This window comes from Streptomyces sp. NPDC101225, from assembly GCF_044767585.1.
Lineage (GTDB): Bacteria > Actinomycetota > Actinomycetes > Streptomycetales > Streptomycetaceae > Streptomyces.
The window spans coordinates 1-17,678 of record NZ_JBIWOE010000024.1; the positions used below are offsets into that span (position 1 = coordinate 1).

The 17,678-nt window shown below is 73.0% G+C and carries 17 protein-coding genes and 1 pseudogene; 14 read left to right on the forward strand and 4 right to left on the reverse strand.

Translation table 11 applies throughout. The features are described from left to right. Positions 1–96 precede the first annotated feature (96 nt). The 3 genes and pseudogenes from ACIRPX_RS28600 to ACIRPX_RS28610 all read right to left on the reverse strand — a co-directional run. Positions 97–420: pseudogene (locus tag ACIRPX_RS28600) on the reverse strand (transposase); the annotation flags it as partial. A 15-nt stretch (positions 421–435) separates the two neighbouring features. Next, a complete protein-coding gene (locus tag ACIRPX_RS28605) occupies positions 436–1,419 on the reverse strand; it encodes a JmjC domain-containing protein (RefSeq protein WP_404200470.1) in 984 nt (327 codons plus the stop codon). A 108-nt stretch (positions 1,420–1,527) separates the two neighbouring features. Next, positions 1,528–2,580, reverse strand: coding sequence for a hypothetical protein (locus ACIRPX_RS28610; protein ID WP_404200473.1), 1,053 nt, complete (start codon positions 2,578–2,580; stop codon positions 1,528–1,530). Positions 2,581–2,941: 361 nt separating this feature from the next. Between ACIRPX_RS28610 and ACIRPX_RS28615 the strand changes: the two genes are divergently transcribed. Genes ACIRPX_RS28615 through ACIRPX_RS28635 form a run of 5 tightly spaced genes read left to right on the forward strand, consistent with a single transcriptional unit; the run spans position 2,942 to position 7,539 of the window. Continuing rightward, the gene (locus ACIRPX_RS28615) at positions 2,942–4,159 is read left to right on the forward strand and encodes a M16 family metallopeptidase (protein ID WP_404200476.1); all 1,218 of its coding nucleotides are present in this window, start codon (positions 2,942–2,944) and stop codon (positions 4,157–4,159) included. Further along, entirely contained in the window at positions 4,156–4,944 is a 789-nt protein-coding gene (locus ACIRPX_RS28620; protein ID WP_404200479.1) for a hypothetical protein, read from the forward strand. Before ACIRPX_RS28615 ends, ACIRPX_RS28620 begins: the two co-directional genes overlap by 4 nt. After that, positions 4,938–5,963, forward strand: coding sequence for an ABC transporter ATP-binding protein (locus ACIRPX_RS28625; RefSeq protein ID WP_404200482.1), 1,026 nt, complete (start codon positions 4,938–4,940; stop codon positions 5,961–5,963). The genes ACIRPX_RS28620 and ACIRPX_RS28625 overlap by 7 nt, the downstream gene beginning before the upstream one ends. Further along, positions 5,963–6,730, forward strand: coding sequence for an ABC transporter permease (locus tag ACIRPX_RS28630; RefSeq protein ID WP_404200485.1), 768 nt, complete (start codon positions 5,963–5,965; stop codon positions 6,728–6,730). Before ACIRPX_RS28625 ends, ACIRPX_RS28630 begins: the two co-directional genes overlap by 1 nt. 8 nt (positions 6,731–6,738) lie before the next feature. After that, positions 6,739–7,539: an ABC transporter permease gene (locus ACIRPX_RS28635; protein ID WP_404200488.1), complete on the forward strand. Its 801-nt coding sequence runs from the start codon at positions 6,739–6,741 to the stop codon at positions 7,537–7,539. On the opposite strand, the gene ACIRPX_RS28640 is transcribed toward ACIRPX_RS28635, so the two are convergent. Further along, positions 7,533–8,168 carry a hypothetical protein gene (locus ACIRPX_RS28640; RefSeq protein ID WP_404200490.1) on the reverse strand — a complete coding sequence of 212 codons (636 nt, stop codon included), beginning with the start codon at positions 8,166–8,168 and terminating at the stop codon, positions 7,533–7,535. The two genes, ACIRPX_RS28635 and ACIRPX_RS28640, sit on opposite strands and share 7 nt — an antisense overlap. Positions 8,169–8,483: 315 nt before the next feature. Between ACIRPX_RS28640 and ACIRPX_RS28645 the strand changes: the two genes are divergently transcribed. From ACIRPX_RS28645 to ACIRPX_RS28685, 9 genes are all read left to right on the forward strand, one after another. Then, the gene (locus ACIRPX_RS28645; protein WP_404200493.1) at positions 8,484–9,743 is read left to right on the forward strand and encodes a nucleotide sugar dehydrogenase; all 1,260 of its coding nucleotides are present in this window, start codon (positions 8,484–8,486) and stop codon (positions 9,741–9,743) included. A gap of 191 nt (positions 9,744–9,934) precedes the next feature. Continuing rightward, positions 9,935–10,090 carry a hypothetical protein gene (locus tag ACIRPX_RS28650; RefSeq protein WP_159765597.1) on the forward strand — a complete coding sequence of 52 codons (156 nt, stop codon included), beginning with the start codon at positions 9,935–9,937 and terminating at the stop codon, positions 10,088–10,090. Between the two features lie 113 nt (positions 10,091–10,203). Next, positions 10,204–11,568 (forward strand): protoporphyrinogen/coproporphyrinogen oxidase, encoded by a 1,365-nt coding sequence (locus ACIRPX_RS28655; RefSeq protein WP_404200497.1) that lies wholly within the window; start codon positions 10,204–10,206, stop codon positions 11,566–11,568. Positions 11,569–11,595: 27 nt separating this feature from the next. Next, entirely contained in the window at positions 11,596–12,267 is a 672-nt protein-coding gene (locus ACIRPX_RS28660; RefSeq protein WP_404200500.1) for an AAA family ATPase, read from the forward strand. After that, on the forward strand, positions 12,264–13,148 hold the full coding sequence (locus ACIRPX_RS28665; RefSeq protein ID WP_404200503.1) for a glycosyltransferase family 2 protein: 885 nt from the start codon (positions 12,264–12,266) through the stop codon (positions 13,146–13,148). The genes ACIRPX_RS28660 and ACIRPX_RS28665 overlap by 4 nt, the downstream gene beginning before the upstream one ends. Next, the gene (locus ACIRPX_RS28670) at positions 13,145–14,299 is read left to right on the forward strand and encodes a hypothetical protein (protein ID WP_404200506.1); all 1,155 of its coding nucleotides are present in this window, start codon (positions 13,145–13,147) and stop codon (positions 14,297–14,299) included. The genes ACIRPX_RS28665 and ACIRPX_RS28670 overlap by 4 nt, the downstream gene beginning before the upstream one ends. Next, a complete protein-coding gene (locus ACIRPX_RS28675) occupies positions 14,277–15,344 on the forward strand; it encodes a phosphotransferase family protein (protein WP_404200509.1) in 1,068 nt (355 codons plus the stop codon). The genes ACIRPX_RS28670 and ACIRPX_RS28675 overlap by 23 nt, the downstream gene beginning before the upstream one ends. Before the next feature lie 73 nt (positions 15,345–15,417). Continuing rightward, the gene (locus tag ACIRPX_RS28680; RefSeq protein WP_404200512.1) at positions 15,418–16,413 is read left to right on the forward strand and encodes an NAD-dependent epimerase/dehydratase family protein; all 996 of its coding nucleotides are present in this window, start codon (positions 15,418–15,420) and stop codon (positions 16,411–16,413) included. Positions 16,414–16,519: 106 nt separating this feature from the next. Then, positions 16,520–17,674, forward strand: coding sequence for a radical SAM protein (locus tag ACIRPX_RS28685; RefSeq protein WP_404200515.1), 1,155 nt, complete (start codon positions 16,520–16,522; stop codon positions 17,672–17,674). The last annotated feature ends 4 nt before the right edge of the window (positions 17,675–17,678 follow it).

Genomic DNA, 17,678 nt, shown 5'->3' on the forward strand with positions numbered 1-17,678 from the left:
ACCGAACCAGACGCCCGAACTCTCCCGCAACAATGCCGACACCATGCCTGATCAGCGGAAACTCAACGACCACATCCGGAAAGACAACGGCTTCTGAATGGCCGTACCCTTCTTGCCCCGGTCGACAGGAGTCGGACCTGTCAGGTCTCCCCTTGCAAGGCCCGTATGTTCACCTTTCAAGGCCCGCATGTTCACCGAGTCGATTGCGCGCCTCGGCCGGTCCAAGTCACCGTGAGCGACGAGTTCGTCCAGCACCAGGCGCTGCAGTCCGGCCCAGACCCGCGCTCTGCTCCATTCACTGAACCGGCGGTGAGCGGTCGGCGCCGACTGGCCGAAGGTTGGCGGCAGTTGCTTCCACCGGCACCCTGACGTGGCCACGAATACGATCGCGGCCGGCACCTGGCGATCCCCATACCGCCGTCGGCTCGTCGACGATCAGGGTGTGCCGGTGAGCCGGCCGGGCTCCGCCGCGGGCCCGGTCTCCGGTGCCGTAGGCCAGTGAGCCGCCAGTTCCGTGAAGGAGGCCGTGCCGGGCGCCGGTGGCATGGTGGCCCGGCCGCGCGCCCTGGCCCGGTCCAGCAAGTCGGCCGGGGCCACAGTGGCCAGGCGCTCGGCGGCGTGGGCGAGCAGCCGGGTCGCGGTGGCGAGCAGCGCCTCCTCGCCCGACGGGCGCTCGGCGAGGGAGAGTTCCTCGGTGAGCAGGGACCGCAGTGTGTCGGTCAGATCGGCGGTGCCGGCCTCACGGACCGTCAGGGAAAGGTGCGCGGAGAGCCCTTGGTCCCCGGTGGCCAGGTGGGCGAAGCCGCGCGGGACGTACAGGACATCGCCGGGGCGCAGGGTGGTCCGCAGGATCTCGGCCGGCCGGGGTCCGTCCTGGTCGGTGACCCGGCCCGCGTGCCAGTTCCCGTCCGCGGGCCCCTCGTGGATGTGCCAGGTCTTGCCGCCGGCCACCTGGACGACCAGGACGTCGGCGTCGTCGCGGTGCAGGGGCAGTCCCTGGCGGCCCGCCGGGGTGACGAAGAAGAACGCCTCCACCTGACGACCGAGTTCCGTCGCGAGGGACGCGAGCAGGGCACGGGTGGGGACGTGCCACTGGTCGACGCAGCGCAGGAGCAGGGTGGCGCCTTTGTCGAGGAGTTCCTGGATTCTGCGAATGTCGGCGAATCCGGCCGGTGTGCTGCGGGCGACCGTCCGGGGGGTGGTGAATTTCCTCGCGGGGAGTTTGTCGCCGTCCCACATCTCCACGTACGGCTCCCGGAAGAATCCGGTGGAGAGGGCGGCGTCCAGATCCGCCAGGGTGAAGGAGCTGTGGCCGCCGCCGTCGGGGTGGAAGACGCCCGGGCGTTCATTCCAATAGGTGGTGAGGAATTCAGCGGGATTTCCCACCCATTGGGCGAGCGTCGGCGCGTGCATGGGCATGGTCCCTTCTTCGGCAAGCTCTCTCCGCTGTCGGAAAGGCTCTCCGTTTGTTCGGTGATGTGCTCGGTCTCGCCGGTTCGTGCGGTTCGGGCCGTGGGAGCCGCGCGGTCAGCCGGGCAGGACGGCGCCAGGGTGGCGATCCAGCGCCGCCTGGGCCAGTTCGAGGGGCACGGAGAGCGTGTCGACCATCAGGTATCCGCCTGCGGGGCAGCGGACGACGGTCATGTCGGCGTCCTGCTCGACGACCACGGTGGGGCTGCTCAGCGCGGGCCCGAGGGGGAAGCCGTAGTGCACGACCGGGGCGGTGCCGTCGATGCCGTCGGGGCCGGCTGCGGCGGCCCGTCGCGCCCGTTCCCGTTCGGCGGCGGCGCCGAGGTCACGCGCCAGTGCCCGTGAGGTCGCGGTCGCCAGGCCGGGTACGGCGTTCACCCTGGTGAGCGCCTCCCACACCTCCGGCGCCAGCATCCAGTGTTCGGCGGCACGGTACAGATCCGTCACGTCCCGCCCGGTCATCGCGTCGGCCAGGACGGCGACGTCGACGACGTCCCGCCCCCGCAGCGGCTGCTGGAACAACTCCTCGGCGATGAGCAGGAGATGGGCCACCACCGGGTTGGCGGGCCACTCGGTGCGCAGGGGGACCGTCGTGGAGTTGCCGACGAAGGGCGCCGAGAGGAACTCCGCCGCGTACACGGGGTCGAGGTCCGACTCCGGGGAGGGCCAGTTCAGAGCCACGGCCCAGTGGCGGCGGCCGTCGCTCTCCAGCATGCTCACCCGGGCCTCGTCCACGGGCCGTTCCCGGATCACGGCGGCCACCGCCGCCCACAGTTCGTCCTCGTCGGGGATCAGCAGGTCCACGTCGCGGCTGGTGCGCAGCACACCCGGCGGATAGTAGCCCTGGAGCGCCGCTCCCTTGAGGACGTGGGCGCGGCCCCCCTCGCGGACGAGTGCGATGAGGCGCGCGTGTTCGTCGCGGCGTGCGCGCTCCACGTCGAGCAGCGCGGTGCCGAACGCGCCCATCCGGTGGCCCTCGGCCGCGGCGAGCGAGCACACGGTGCCGCCGAGGCGGTGGTCGCGGCGCGTGGCCCGCTCCAGGACCAGGCCGAGCCGGATGTCCGGGTCGAGGCCCATGACCTCCCGCACGGTCCTCAGCGACAGCTCCACGGTGCACCTCCAGGGACGGAATTCCGAGCAGCGTAGCCGTGCGGACGAGTTCCGGACCGCGCTGTGCGTATTCCGGAAAAGACGAGTTGATCACCGCTTCGCGGGTTTCCGGTGGATGCGGGGCAGTGACTGCGGATTACGGAAGCAGCCGTTGCCCGGCCGATCCGCTCCCGCCTACAGTCCGTTGTGCTCGATCAACTCCCAACGAAGGAGCATCACATGATGAAGCACGCTTCCATCCTGCGCCCGCGTCTCGACAAGGTGAAGCCGCAGAGCCGCTGAATCATCACCTGAAGTGGAATGCCGTCGCCTTCGGGGGGCGGCATTCGCTTGTACGGACCAGTGAGGGAGAGTGCTTTCCTTGTATGAATTCCGGAACCTCGACGGGCCGCTTCCGGTCATGGCGGTCGTCGACGAACGGCTGAGCACGACCACGGTCTGTCTCGCCTCGAAGTACGGTTCGCGGGACGATCCGGCGCGGGAGTGCGGTCTCGCCCATGTGCTGGAGCATGTGCTGATGTCCGCGCCGGTGGGGCCGGTGCCGTCGTTCAGCGAGTACGTCGAGCGGCTGGGCGGGCACGCCAACGCGGAGACCGGCCTGGACCGCATGCTGTTCTACGCGCAGGTGCACGCGGACGACGCGGAGGAGATCACCGCACTGCTCCAGCAGGCGGTGCTGCGGCCCCGGTGGGACGAGGGGACGCTGCACCAGGAGAAGGCGGCGGTCTTCCAGGAGCTGGCGGCGGCCGCCGCGGACCCGAGCGACGTGGTGCAGGACGCCTTCCTCGATCACCTCTTTCCCGGACATCCGCTGGGCCGTCCCGTGGGCGGCACCCGGGAGACCGTCGAGGCCTTCGACGCCGCGGCCTTGGCGGCGGGACACCACGACCGTCTGCTGGCCGCCCCGCTGTCGCTGATCGTGGTGGGACCGTCGGTCCCCGCGACGGCCGACCCGCTGGTGGCGGATGTCCCGGCGGAGGCGCTGGCCCGGCTGGGCACGGCCGAGCGCGACCTGTCCGCGCTGCCGGTGCCCGGGCCCCACGGGCCGGTGCCGTGGCCGGACGAGTTCGCGTGGGTCTGCGCGGGCGCGCGCTCGGTCGGCAACCACGATCCGCGCCGTCCGCACTTCAACGTCCTGGCACAGCTGCTCGGTTCGAGCCCGTCGTCGCTGCTGTACCGCCGGCTGCGCGGCGAGGCGGGGCTCGCGTACGCGTTCCAGTCGTGGAACCGCGGGTACGGGGAGACAGGCGCCTGGCGGGTCCTGGCCGGAGTCGATTCCGGCAACGGTGACGCGGCGCTCGCGGTGATCCGGGGAGCGCTGGAGGAGATCGCGGCGGACGGCCCGAAGCCGGACGACCTGGAGTCCGCCCGGCGCCAGGCGCAGATGCGGATCCACACCTCCGTCGACACCCCGCTGGAGTGCGCGCGTTTCCTCGCGCTCCGCAGCGGCGGCCCCGCCGACTGGTCGCCCGCGGCGGAGGTGGCGAACATCGCCGCGGTCGGCGCCGAGGAACTGCGCGCGGCCGCCGCGCACGTGCTGAGCGGCTGGCGGGCCGTGGTCCGGCCGGAGGCACAGTGACGGCCGCCCGGGGGTATCTCGACCGGGCCGCGGCGGCCGGACTCCTGCGCGAGGCGGGCGGGTTCGGCTTCGTCGCGGACCGCTGCGACGACCCGTTCACCGGACGCCGGCAGGTGCTGGTCGAGTACTGCGACCCGCGGCTGCCCGCCTCCCCCGACGCGCTCGCGGCCCTGCGCGGCGCCCTGCGCGCGGACGGCGAGGAGGCCGACGCGGTGCTGCTGCGTGCCGTCGGTGAGGTGCGGCTGCCCGCGCCGTGGCGGCCCCGGTTGACGTACGTACGGCACGACCGCACGCCCCGTCCGCCGGGAGCCGGCGTCCCGTCCCCCGCCGGGCTCACGGTGCGGCCGGCGACCCCCGCCGACGATCCGCGCATACGCGACTGGCTCGCGCAGGCGTTCCGGAACGCCTACCCGGGGCAGGAGGTCGACCCCGGACACCCGGGTGTCACGGACGTCGTGGACGCCCCGGACCGGCTGTCCCTCATCGCCGAGGTGCGCGGTGAGCCGGTCGGGCACGCGACCGTCCTCGTCCGGCAGCAGGACAGCGTGACGGACGAGGAGTTCGCCGAGCTGGTGGACACGCTGGTGGACGACGCGGGCGTCCGGCGGGCCGCCGTCGCCGCGCTGGTGGACGCTGCCGTACGGGCCACCGAGGGACATCCGCTGTGCGGCCATGTCGTGCACCCCTACGAGCCCGGGGCGGCGCGCGGCGCGGACGGTGTGCTGCGCGCGCTCGTGGCGGGCGACTGGTCGGTCGACCACTGTTTCTGGGAGATCCCGTGGTGAGCATCGAGGAGTACGGCCCGGCCCGCCGGGGAGCGTCGGAACGCCCCGAGAACGGGGGCACGGGGCCGGACGCCATCGTCGTGGAGGACGTCGGGCGGACCTTCGCCGACCGGCGGGGCCGGGCGGGCGGCGAGGTGACCGCGCTGAGCGGGATCAGCCTGCGGGTGGCACCCGGCGAGGTGCACGGCCTGCTCGGCCCGAACGGCGCGGGCAAGACGACGCTGTGCAAGATCCTGACGACGACCCTGGAGCCGACGACGGGTTCGGCGCAGGTGCTCGGCCTGGACGTGACCCGGCAGCCGCGGGCCGTGCGGCGGTCGATCGGCCTGGTCTTCGGCGGCGACCGGGGACTGTACGGGCGGCTCAGCGCCCGCGAGAACCTGTGGTTCTGGGGTGCCATGTACGGGCTGCGCCGCTCCGAACTGCGGTCGCGCGCCGAGCTGTTGCTCGGCCGGGTGGGGCTGCTGGACCGGGCGGACGCGCGGGTCGACACGTTCTCGCGCGGGATGAAGCAGCGGCTGCACCTGGCGCGCGGTCTGGTCGGGGACCCGCGCGTGCTGATCCTCGACGAACCGACGATGGGCATGGACCCGGTGGCCGCGCTGGACTTCCGGGTGCTCGTCGCGGAGCTGCGCGAGGAGGGGCGCACGGTCCTGCTGACCACGCACGACATGGCGGAGGCGGCGGCGGTCTGCGACCGGGTGTCGCTGATCGACCGGGGCCGGCTGCTCATGACGGAGGACACGGACGCCGTCGGCCGGCTGCTCTCCGGCTATGAGCGGGTCGTCGCGCACGGGGTGTCCGCCGGGCTGGCGGAGCGCGTGGGGGCGCTGGCAGGCGTCGTCGAGGTACGCCACGAGGCGGACCGGCTGGAGGCCGAGACGGAGCAGCCGTCCGCCACCGCCTCGGTCCTCGCCGTCCTCGCCGGGGCGGGCGTGCACCGGGTCAGCACGGCGCGGCCGGACCTGGCCGAGGTGTACCTGCATCTGGTGGGCCGGCGGGGCATGGCGGTGACCTGATGTCCCTCTTCCTGGCCGCCCTGCGCTTCCAGTTGCGCCTCGCGCCACGCTCCCCCGGCACCTTGCAGGTGTGGGCGACGGCACCGCTGTTCACGGCGGTGTTCCTGTCGATCGCCGAGCACGCGCACCGCACCGACCTCACGTCGTTCTCCGTCGTCGCCCCGACCCTCATGGGCCAGTGGGCGTTGGCCCTCGGCATCGCGGGCGAGCTCATCGCGGAGGAACGCAGCCAGGGCACTCTGGAGGCGGTGATCGCGACCCCGTGCCGGCTCTCGGTGGTCGTGGTGGGCCGGATCCTCGCGGTCTGCCTGCTCGGCGTCACCGCCATGGCGGAGGCGTGGCTGGTCGCGGGGCTCGGCTTCGGCCGCTGGATCGCCGTACCGCACCCCGTCGTGCTGGCGGCCGCGCTGCTGGCGAACGCGGCCGCCATGGCCGGGACCGCGAGCATCCTGTCGTCCCTGTTCGTCCTGATGCCGTCGGCGCGGATCGTGCAGAACACGCTCAACTATCCGCTGTACCTGCTCAGCGGCGTCCTGGTGCCGCTGTCGACGCTGCCGGCCTGGGTCAGGCCGCTGGGCCGCGCGGTGTTCCTGAGCTGGAGCGCCGACCTGTTCCGGTCCGCCCTGGACGGCGCCGCGGTCTCCCGGCCGGTGACGCGGATCGCCGTCGTCGCCCTGCTCGGGCTGTCCGGATACCTCATCGGGTCGCTCCTGCTGGCCCGCGTACTGCGCAGGGTCCGCAGGCTCGGCACCCTCACGCACACCTAAGGGCAGACATGTACCCCTCCGCGTTCCATCTCGTGCGCTACGGCTTCCTCAACGCCGTGGCCGACTTCAAGGCCACCTACACCTGGCGCAGTTGGTCGTTCGGCTGGCTGGGCCGGATGCTGGCCCAGGTGGTGTTCTTCGTCGGGCTCGGCCGAGTGCTGGACCAGCCCGGCGCCGTACGGTACCTGGCGCTCGGCAACGCGCTGATGACCTGTGTCGTGGACACCATGGCCGTGGTGGCGACGACGAGCGGGGAGCGCCGGGCCGGCACGCTGTCGCTGCTGGTGGCGAGCCCGGCGGACCCGATGTGGGTGTTCGCGGGGCGCAGTCTGCACTGGCCGCTCAGCGGGTTCGCGACGGCGTCGGTGGCGTTGTTCGGCCTCGGCCCGTTCTTCGGGGTCACCTGGAGCGCGGCGCAGGTGCCGCCGGTCCTGCTGCTGATCGCGCTCACCGCGCTGGGCACCTACTGCGTCGGGCTGTTCCTGGCCGTGCTGGTGCTCAACGTGCCGCGGCTGCGCAACGTGGTGTCCAACTGCGCCTATCTGGCGATGATGGCGTTCTGCGGTGTCCAGGTGCCGGTGGGCTTCTGGCCGCGTCAGGTCGGGGCGGTGGCCCAGGCGGTGCCGTTGACGCATACGCTGCGGGCGCTGCGGGCGGTGGGCGACAGCCGTCCGGCGGCCGAGGTGTTCGGCCCGGTGGTGGCGGCGGTACTGACGGCCTGCTGCTGGCTGCTCGCGGCGGGCGTCACCTTCCGCTGGCTGGTCGCGGTGCCCGCCCGGCGGGCGGGCACCCTGGACCTGTCCTACTGACGGCCGCCGCCGCCCGCGCAGCCGCACGGCCGGTCCGCCGCCGGCCGCTGCGCGAGCAGGGCGGCGGTGAGCGCCTCGGTGGCCGTGCCGAGCGCCGCGACGTAGGCGTCCTCGCCGGTGCCCGGGGCGGGTTGGAGGCCGAGGTCGAGCACGGGGTGGTGGCGCCCGCTGCGCCCGCAGGTCAGGTCGCACGTGCCGAGCGTGATCCGGACCGGCGCCGGGACGTCCGGGGCGGCGGCGCGCACACCCCGGCACAGGGCGGCCGCCGCCCGCGTGAACTCCTCCGGGGAGCGGGGCAGTACGCCGACGCGGCGCCGTCCGGGCGCGAGGGAGCCGGAGCGGTAGGCGTGGCCCTCGCAGCTGTCGTAGGTGACGAGCCGCCAGGCGCCCGTGGTGAGCGCGTCCACCAGGGGCCAGACGCCGTCCTCGATGGCGGCGCGCCACTGGGGGTGGCCGGGGTCGACGTCGTCCGCCTCGTGGATGCCCGGGAGTCCGACCGTGTTGATGTTGCCGGCCGTGCTCCTGAGCAGCCGGACGGGGCGGCGGGGCGCGGCGGGCGCGTTCCAGCAGCCGAGGAACGCGTCGACGTCGGGCATGACGTTCGGGAAGCGGGGGCGGTGCGCGAGCATGCGGCAGCCCCCGCCCGCCGTCGTCGTTCCCTCTTGGCGGCCTGTCACAATTCCCTCCCGGTTTATGGTCCACGGATTCAGGATGCTGTCCGGCGATCCTAACGACGAAAGACGGGGAAACGGCCCGGCGGTTATCACGGGAGGCCGGAGAATGCGGATTCCCGCAGGGCCCGGATACGGCCGCCGTCCTCTTCCGTTCGTATTTCCGCAATTCCTTGGCCGCGGGCCGGTCGTCTCGGTCATCCTGCTGGCACGTGCCGCCGTCCACGGCGGATCACGGAATCCTCTTCGGCCGCACGGGAAGGAGTCGGGGCCGTGGCTGAAACGTACGACCTCGCCGTCGTCGGACTCGGTTACGCCGGGCTTCCGCTGGTCGTCGCGGCTGCCCGCAACGGCATGCGGGTCGCGGGCTACGACGTCGACACCGGCCGCGTCGCCGCGCTGGCCGGCGGGACCAGCTACGTGGACGACATCTCCGACCAGGAGATCACCGAGGCGCTGGCCTCGGGGTTCACCCCGTCCTCGGATCCGGAGGTGATCGCCGCCGCGTCCGCCGTCACCATCTGCGTGCCGACGCCGCTGCGGGAATCCGTACCCGACCTGAGCGCCGTCGTGGACGCCGCGCGCCTGGTGGCGCCCCGGCTGCGCCCCGGGGCACTGGTGGTGCTGGAGTCGACCACCTACCCGGGGACCACCACCGGCGTCGTGCTGCCGCTCCTCGCGCAGGACTCGCAGACCGTCGGCGAGGACTTCCTGCTGGCCTTCTCCCCCGAGCGCATCGACCCCGGCAACCCGGCGTTCGGGCTGCACAACACCCCGAAGGTGGTCGGCGGCGTCACGGCCCGCTGCACCGAGGCCGCCACCGCGCTGTACGAGCGCATGGTGCAGAAGGTGGTGACGGTGAGCACCCCGGCGGCGGCCGAACTCACCAAGCTGCTGGAGAACACGTACCGGCAGGTCAACATCGCGCTCGTCAACGAACTCGCCGTGTACTGCCACGGGCTCGGGGTGGACGTGTGGGAGGTGGTGGCCGCCGCGGCCACCAAGCCGTTCGGCTTCCAGCCGTTCCGGCCGGGTGCGGGGGTGGGAGGCCACTGCATCCCCGTGGACCCCGGCTATCTGGCCTTCAGCGGCCGGGCCTCGGGGTTTCCGCTACGGCTGCCGGAACTGGCGCAGGAGGTGAACGACCGGATGCCGGCGTACGTCGTCGACCGCATCGTCCGGCTCCTCAGCGACCGGCGGCGCAGCGTCCGCGGCACCCGTGTCCTGCTGCTCGGGGCGACGTACAAGGCGGACATCGCCGACGGCCGCGGCTCACCGGCGGTGCCCGTGGCCGAACTCCTGCTGGACCGGGGCGCCCTCGTGCGCTTCCACGACCCCCATCTCCGCACCCTGCGGCTGCGTGGGCGGAGCGTCGCCGGCGCGGAGTCGCTGGACGCGGCGGTGGCCGAGGCGGACCTCGTGGTCCTGCTGCAAGCCCACCTCGACTACGACCTGGCCGCCCTGGCCGACACCGCGCCGCTGCTGTTCGACACCACCGGACACACCGTCGGCGCGCGCGTGGCACATCTCTGACCCGGCCGCGCGGACACCGGCCGGCATCCTTCCGAAAAGGACGCCGGCCGGGTTTTCGGCATTCCCGGAATACAACGCTGCGGATATCGGAAATCATCGCCCATGCAATGCGTTGATCCGGCCTCCCGGGCGCTGCTAATTTCATTCCAGGGAATCAACGGATTCCTCGACGCAAAAGAAAGAGGTACATCATGTCCGAGAAGAACGAGATCTCCTTCGACGCGTTCGTCGACGCCGTCAAGTCGTACGACCTGGAGTCCGTCAGCGCCAAGGACACCGCCCACTCGTCGGCGGTCTCGGTGAAGCCCTGGGAGCACGTCACGGAGCAGACCTCGGACGCCGTCTGATCCGCTGCGCCACACCCGGCGGGCGGCTGTCCGCAGCCGTCCGCCGGGATCCCCCGCGCCCGCCGTGCTCCGCGGCCCGGCGCCCGTCCCGACGGCCCTGCGAGGTGGCACACATGCTCGACCCGTCCCCGTGGGCGGACCCGGCGGACCGCGAAGTGGAGACCGAGGTGCTGATCCTCGGCGGCGGACTGGCCGGACTGGCCGCCGGATCCCTGCTCGGCGATAGCGCCATCGTAGTGGAGGCCGCGGACCGGCCCGGTGGCCTGGTGCGCACCGAACGCGTCGGGAACTACTGGTTCGACCACGTCATCCACCTGCTCTACTTCAGCCATCCCGACGTCGAGGACCGCGTCCGCGCGCTGCTCGGTGACGTCCTGCGCCCGTGCCCCCCGGACGCCCGGGTCGAGACGGCCCGGGGCACCACCCGCTTCCCCGTGCAGCTGAACCTGCACGGCCTGCCCGCCGAGGTGCGCGTCGCGTGCCTGGCGGACCTGCGGACCGCGCACGCGCGGGACACGACGCCCGGCGACTACGAGGAACTGCTGCTGAGCGCCTTCGGCCGCACCTTGTGCGAGCTGTTCTTCTTCCCGTACAACCGCAAGCTGTGGCGGCGGCCGCTCGGCACGCTGTCGGCGTCCGGCTTCCACTGGAACCTGACCCGGCCGAGCGTCGCCGAGATCGAGCGCGGCGCGAACTCGCCACGCCCGGCGGGCGGTTACAACGCGCGGGGCTGGTACCCGCGGCCCGCCCCGGGCGGCCGGCGCGGCATGGAGGTGCTCTCCCAGGCGCTGGCCGGCCGCGTCCGGGACCTGCGGCTGCGGCACACCGTCCTCGCCGTCGACCCCGAGTCCCGTACCGTACGCACCCGTTCCCCCGAGGGCGTCACCGACTTCCGCTACACGCACGACTGCGTCTCCACGCTCCCGCTGCCCGCCACCGTCGAGCTGTGCCACCGGGCACCGGATGCGCTCGTCGGGCGCTGCCGTGCGCTGCCCCGCAACCGGGTACGGTCGGTGGCGCTCGCCGTCCAGGGCCCGCGCCCGCGCGACACCGGCCACTGGCGGTACTACACGCGGGAGGACGTCCCGTTCACCCGCCTCGTCTTCATGACGGAGTTCGACCCGGACATGGCGCCCGCCGACGGCTGGGGTGTGCTCGCCGAGGTGCTCGAACCGTCCGAGGGGCCGCGCGCGGCGGACGACGCGCTGGTGGCCGACGTCCTGCGCGGGATCGGGACGGTGGGACTGCTCGGCCCCGGCAGCCGGGTCGTCGGGTCCCGGGTGTTCACGAGCGACCCCGGCTACGTCGTCTTCACCGACGAGGCCCGCAAGACCGCCGACGAGGCCACCCGTCATCTCACCGCCCGCGGCATCACCCCGCTCGGCCGCTACGGCACCTGGACCTACTCCTCCATGTCCCAGGTCATGGAGGAGGCCTTCGCCTGGGCGGCGCGGCGTTCGGCCCCGGCGACGACATGACCCGGACAGCAGACAGGGAGATCCCCCTTGCCCAGCACCACAGTCCACGGATTCCTCGCGCTGGAGGGCGTCGACGGATCCGGGAAGACGACGACCGCACGGCTCATCGCCGAACACGTGCGCGCGCAGGGACGGCCGCTGTCCCGCATCGGCCAGCACTCCTGGCTCGATCCGCAGGCGGCGCGCGTCATCATCGACGTCCGCGAGGACCGGCCGCACCGGCACAGCCACCGGCGGATCACCGAGGCCTACTTCCGGGACAAGCAGCTGCAGGCCGGCGCCATCGGCGACCTGCTGCGCGACCGCACCGTGCTGTCGGACCGCTACATCTTCAGCGACGCCGCCTACCTGGAGGTGCTGTACGGCATCCCCGCACGCGAGACGCTGGACCGCCACCACGCGCACGGCACCCTGCTCCCGGACCTGATCGTCTATCTCGACGTCCCCGTCGAACTGGCCGCCGACCGCGTCGTCTCCCGCGGCAAGAGCATGCGGCACTACGAGAACAGCTACACCCTCGACAAGGTCAGCACGGTGTACCGGGCGCTGCTCCTCGACGACCCGCCGCCCTACCTGCCGCCGGTGCACGTGTTCCGCAACACCGCCGGTGCGCACGAGGACGGCCGGATGCGCGCCCTGTACCGGGCCGTGGACGACGCCGTGGCCGCACCCGGACGCGCGTTGCTGGAGGCCTCGTGAACCGCCTGGACGTCGTGATCCCCTGCCACAACGGCGCGCACTGCGTGGGCCGGCAGCTCGCGGCGCTCGGCCGGCAGCGCACCGACGCCGACTGGGGTCTGGTGATCGTCGACGACGGCTCGAGCGACGCCCTCGCGGCCGTCGTGGACGGCCACCGCCGCCACCTGCCGCCGGACACCCGGATCGTGACCCGCCCGGTGCGCGGGGGTACCGGTGCCGCCCGCAACACGGGGGCGCGCGCGGCCCGCGGCGACCGTCTGCTGTTCCTGGACGCCGACGACGAGATCGCCGAGGACCACGTCGCGGCGATGGCGGCGGCGCTCGACCGGGCCGAACTGGTCACGGCCGGCATCGACTACCGGCGGCTCAACCCGCCCGAGGTACTGCGCGGCACACCATCCGACCAGCTTCCCGACATCCTGACCGCGAGCCTGTTCAAACCCCATGTGCTGGGCGGGCTGATGGGGATCTCGCGGGGCCTGTTCGAGGAACTGGGCGGCTTCGACGAGCGGTTGCCGGCGCTCGCCGACGTCGACCTGTCCTGGCGGGCACAGTTGGCGGGCCGCACCATCGGCGTGGCGGACACCGTCGTGTCGGTCGGCATCCGCGCCACGCACCGCGGCAGGTTCCGCCGGGGCCGGTTCCAGGGTCACGACATCGTGGCGCTGCGCCGGAAGTTCGCCGCGCACGGCACCGACCCCGTGACCTGGCGCGGCCACCTGGCGGACTGGCTGCGCCTGCCGGTCACGGCCGTACGCGCGGGAGCGCCCGCCGCCCTGTCCGCCCTGGTGTGGGAACTCGGCTGGCAGACGGGGGTGTGGGACGCCCTGCGGTCCGAGCCGCGCCTCCCGTCCCCCCTCACCGCGCCGGAGCCATCATGATCACCCTGTCCCGTGGGCTGAACCCGCACGAGACCGCCTGGGCGGAACCGATCGCCCCGGGCCGTCCCCCCTTCACCCTCCTGCACGGGAGCCCCTCGTACATCAACGTGCTCGACGCGCTCGGCGCCCGGGAGGCGATCCGGGCCCTGCGCGACGGGACCGGTGTGGCCGCCTGTGCCTCGTTCAAGCACACCTCCCCCGCGGGTATCGCGCTCGGCGGGCCCTTCGCACCGGAGGACGGGGACCTCCACGACCGGGGGCCGCTGCCGGACGACGCCCTCGGCCGGGCCGTCGTACGGGCCCGAAACACCGCGCCCAAGTGCTCCTACGGAGACTTCGTCGCGGTGTCGGAGCCGGTCACGGCGGCACACGTGCCGCTGTTCGCGAACGCCATCGGGGTGATCGCTCCGGACTTCGCCCCCGAGGCTCTCGCCGCACTCTCCCGCTCGAACCACGGCCGGTTCATCCTGCTGCACGCCCACGAGGGTGAGGAGCGGGACGGGCACGGCGGGAGCGCGCGGGAGTCGGTCGAGACGGCGGGGCTCCGGCTGACGCGCTCGGCCGCGCCGCTGCCGGGGTACGCGGGCGGGACGCGCACCGAGTGCGGCACGCCCGGCAGCACGGACGACCTGGCCATCGCCGTCGAGGCCGTCCGGCACGCCCAGTCGAACGCCATGGCCTTCGTCGTGGACGGCACCACGATCGGCATCGGCATGGGGCAGCAGAACCGGCTGGACTGCACCCGGCTGGCCGCGGCCCGCGCCAGGACCTGGCAGCGCCGCCGCCATCCGGACGTTCTGGGCCTCGGCTTCCGGAAGGACGTGGGGCCCGCGGAACGCGCGGTGTGGCGGGCGCGGCTCGCCGAGGGCGACCTGACCCCTTCGGTCCGCGCCGAGTTCGCCGCGCTGCTGGCGAACCCCCGGGACGCCGACCGGGAACCGGACTGGAAGGCCACGCCACCGCTGTCCGGGGTGACCCTGGCGGCCGACAACCACTTCCCGTTCGTCGAGGTCGTCGAGATCGCGGCCCGCCTGGGCGTCACCCAGCTGGTCACGCCCGCCGGCTCGACCGGGGCGGACGCGCTGCGGGACGCCTGTGCGGCGCACGGCATGAGCTGGATCGTGACCGGTGAGCGCTTCTTCCGGCACTGACACCGGCCGCCGCGACACGAGGCGCCCCGGCCCGGCCCGCGGCGACACCGGCGCTCCGGGCACCGGCCCCCTCGTACGTCCCTGGCGGCTGCCCGGCTGGCGTCCGCGTACCGTGGCCGTCATCGACGCCCGGCTGGCCGCTGCGGGCCTGCGGCGCACCGGGCCCGTCGAGGACGTCAAGCGCTGGACGCTGTCGGCCGTGCTGCGCTGCCCGACCAGCGGGGGCACGGTGTTCCACAAGCAGTCGCTGCCGTCCCTGCTGCACGAGGGCCCGGTGCTGGCCCTGCTGGCCGGCCGGCACCCCGGGCTGGTGCCCGAGATCATCGCGCCCGGGCCGCCGGACGAAGGCTGGTGCACCCGGGGGGTCGACCTGCGCCCGGGTACGCAACTGCCCGAGGAGGAACGGGGCCGGGCCCTGGCCGTCCTCGGCGCGGTACAGCGCGACTGGCTGGGCCGGACCGCCGATCTCGCCGCCGCCGGCTGCTGGGTGCGCACGCCGCGCGCACTGGCCGGCCTGGCGGCGCTGTCCGAGCGGAGCGACCTGTTCGGGCCCGGCTCCGGACTGCCGGACGCGCTGAGCGCGTCGGAATCCGTCCGCCTGGCCGCGGCCTGCGCCCGGCTGCCCGAGCGATGCGCGGCGCTGGCCACGGCACCGCCCGGCGTGAGCCTCGTCCACGGCGACCTGCACCCGGGCAACTGGGGCGTGACGCCCGCGACCGGCCGGACCGTGTTGCTGGACTGGGCGGAGGCCTCCGTCGGCCACCCGTTCCTGGACGTGGCGGCGGCCCTCAGAAGCTGCCCGGGCCCCGGGGTCCGGGCCCGCGCCCTGGACCGGTACTTCGCGAGCTGGTCACCGCTGATGTCGGCGGCCGAGTGCCGGGAGGTGTGGCGGCTCGCCGAACCGGTCGCCGCGTTCAACCAGCTCGTCACCTACGCGCACTTGGCCGACACGGCGGAACCGCACGAGCGGCCGGGTTGGGCGCCACGGCTGCTGGGGTGGGCGCGGGCGCTGTTGCGGACCGCGGACGGCGCCGGGCACAGCTGACTCCCCGGCCGCCCGACCGCCTCCACCCCTGGACGAAACCCCCAATCCCCCCTCTCCCGAAGGAGACACCTACATGTGGTCCACCCCCTCGACACCCGTCCTCGTCACCGGCGGTGCCGGATTCATCGGCAGCCGGCTGGTCCGTGCGCTGGCAGCGGCGGGCCACCCCGTCCGGGTCCTGGACGACCTCACGACGGGCCGGCCCGAGTCCGTCGCGTCGGTGCCGGGCGCCACCCTGGTGCGCGGCAGCGTGCTCGACGCGGACGCGGTGGCCGAGGCCGCGTACGGGACGGGGCTGGTGCTGCATCTCGCGGGTGTCGTCGGCATGCGGCTCGCCGCCCAACAGGCCGGACTGGCCTACGCCGTAGGCCACCAGGGGACGGCGAACGTCCTGGCCCGCACCGGGGACACACCCCTCGTGCTCGTGTCCAGCTCCGCCGTCTACGGGCTCAGCGACAGCACCGCCGAGCTGCGCGAGGAGCAGGCCGTGGACCGGGCCGTCCCGCTGGCGTACGACGGCGGCAGCCCGGGCTACGCCACCGGCAAGTGGGAGATGGAACGGCTGGGGCGCGAGGCCGCCCGGCACCGGCCCGTGCTCACGGTGCGGCCCTTCAACGTCGTCGGCCCCGGCCAACGGGGGCGCTACGGCATGGTGCTGCCGACCTTCTTCCGGCAGGCCGAGTCCGGGGAGCCGCTGACCGTGCACGGCGACGGCACCCAGCGCCGCTGCTTCACCGACATCGACCAGTTCGCCCGCCGCCTGCTCGACCTCGCGGCCACCGAGGTCGCCTGGCGGCCCGGCGCCAACGTGTTCAACATCGGCTCCCGCACCGAGACGACCATCGCCGGCCTGGCCCGCCTGGTACTCGACGCCACCGGCAGCACGGCGGGCTCCGTCCACGTGCCGTACGAGTCGGTCTTTCCCGGCCGCACCGACGTGACCGGCCGGGTGCCCTGCCTGGAGCGGCTGACCGCGGCCGTCGGCGGAACCAACTGGCTGTCCGCCGCGGCACTCGTGGGAAAGACGGCGCGGGCACGGCGGGCCGACGCGCTCACCACCGCCCGGTGACGAATTCGCCGCGTGCGGGTTCACGCAAGAAGAACGGTATGTCGTTGACGCGTTTCCACCGTCACGAGAGCCTTTTCCCAGACATTCAGCACGGAGGAGCTGCACCATGAAACTTCAGCTGCCGGCTCCCGGGGAAACCATATTGGCGATGCTCAAACTCCCCGGAGAAATGTGCAATATCAACTGCCATTACTGCTACGAGCGGCGCAAGCCGTACCCCAACGCCCTCATGCTGAAGCCGGAGGTGCTGCGCACGTTCCTCGCCCTGTGCGGCGGACGGCCGCTGGCGGTCGAACTCCACGGCGGTGAACCGCTGCTGATCGGCCGCCGCAAGATGGGTGACCTGTTCGCCGAACTGCGCCGCTACGAGGGCCCGGTGACGGTCTCGATGCAAACCAACGGCATCCTCCTGAACGAGGCGTGGCTCGACTTCTTCGACCGGGAATGGCCGGACATCGAGATCGGCATCAGCCTGGACGGGGACGAGCAGGGCAACGCGCACCGCGTCGACTTCCGGGACCGGCCCACCTACCGCAAGGTCACCAAGGCCCTCGACATGATGGCGGCCCGGGGCCGCAACGTCGGTGTCATCGTCGTCGTGACCCGCCGCATCCTCGGCCGGGCCGCTGACGTGCTGGACTCGCTGAGCAAGTTCGAGGCCGTGAAGGTCGTCAAGCTCTCCGGGTGCCTCGACTTCAACGTGAAGAGCAAGGACTACCGGACGCCGAACCGCCAGTCGCTCCAGATCCTCAACCCCGACGGCGTCGGCATGCCCGGCTGGGCGACGACGCCCGACGAGTACGCCGACTTCCTGATCGAGGCGTTCGAGCACTGGTCGGCGACCCGCTCCTACGGCGCGTACGTCCTGGAGCCGTTCTTCAGCGTCATCCGGTCGCTGTCCGGGCTGCCCACCAGCTATACGAGCTTCAGCGACCGCAAGGAACCCTTCGTCGTGACGCTCTACCCCGACGGGCGCATCGGCAGCTCGGACGAACTGAGCATGCCCGGCGCGCTGCTGGGTTCCGTGGACACGGCGTCCGGGATGGACGAGCTGCTCACCCTGGACAGCAACCCGGAGCTGCGCCGGGACCTGTCCGCGCTGCTCGACAAGTGCGCGGGCTGCTCGCACGAGGCCTCGTGCCGCGGCGGTGCCCTTCCCGACCGGCTCCGCTTCGAGGGGACCGGGTTCGAGGAGGAGTACTGCGACTACCGGCGCAAGGTCATCGACCACGTGGCCGCGGCCCTCCCGGCAGCGGCCTGAAAGG

Excerpts from the sequence above, each read along its gene's own strand:
- ACIRPX_RS28680 (WP_404200512.1), top strand. The coding sequence starts at position 15,418 with ATGTGGTCCACCCCCTCGACACCCGTCCTCGTCACCGGCGGTGCCGGA.
- ACIRPX_RS28670 (WP_404200506.1), top strand. The coding sequence starts at position 13,145 with ATGATCACCCTGTCCCGTGGGCTGAACCCGCACGAGACCGCCTGGGCG.
- ACIRPX_RS28605 (WP_404200470.1), bottom strand. The coding sequence starts at position 1,419 with ATGCCCATGCACGCGCCGACGCTCGCCCAATGGGTGGGAAATCCCGCT.
- ACIRPX_RS28640 (WP_404200490.1), bottom strand. The coding sequence starts at position 8,168 with ATGCTCGCGCACCGCCCCCGCTTCCCGAACGTCATGCCCGACGTCGAC.
- ACIRPX_RS28650 (WP_159765597.1), top strand. The coding sequence starts at position 9,935 with ATGTCCGAGAAGAACGAGATCTCCTTCGACGCGTTCGTCGACGCCGTC.
- ACIRPX_RS28630 (WP_404200485.1), top strand. The coding sequence starts at position 5,963 with ATGTCCCTCTTCCTGGCCGCCCTGCGCTTCCAGTTGCGCCTCGCGCCA.
- ACIRPX_RS28685 (WP_404200515.1), top strand. The coding sequence starts at position 16,520 with ATGAAACTTCAGCTGCCGGCTCCCGGGGAAACCATATTGGCGATGCTC.
- ACIRPX_RS28635 (WP_404200488.1), top strand. The coding sequence starts at position 6,739 with ATGTACCCCTCCGCGTTCCATCTCGTGCGCTACGGCTTCCTCAACGCC.
- ACIRPX_RS28655 (WP_404200497.1), top strand. The coding sequence starts at position 10,204 with ATGCTCGACCCGTCCCCGTGGGCGGACCCGGCGGACCGCGAAGTGGAG.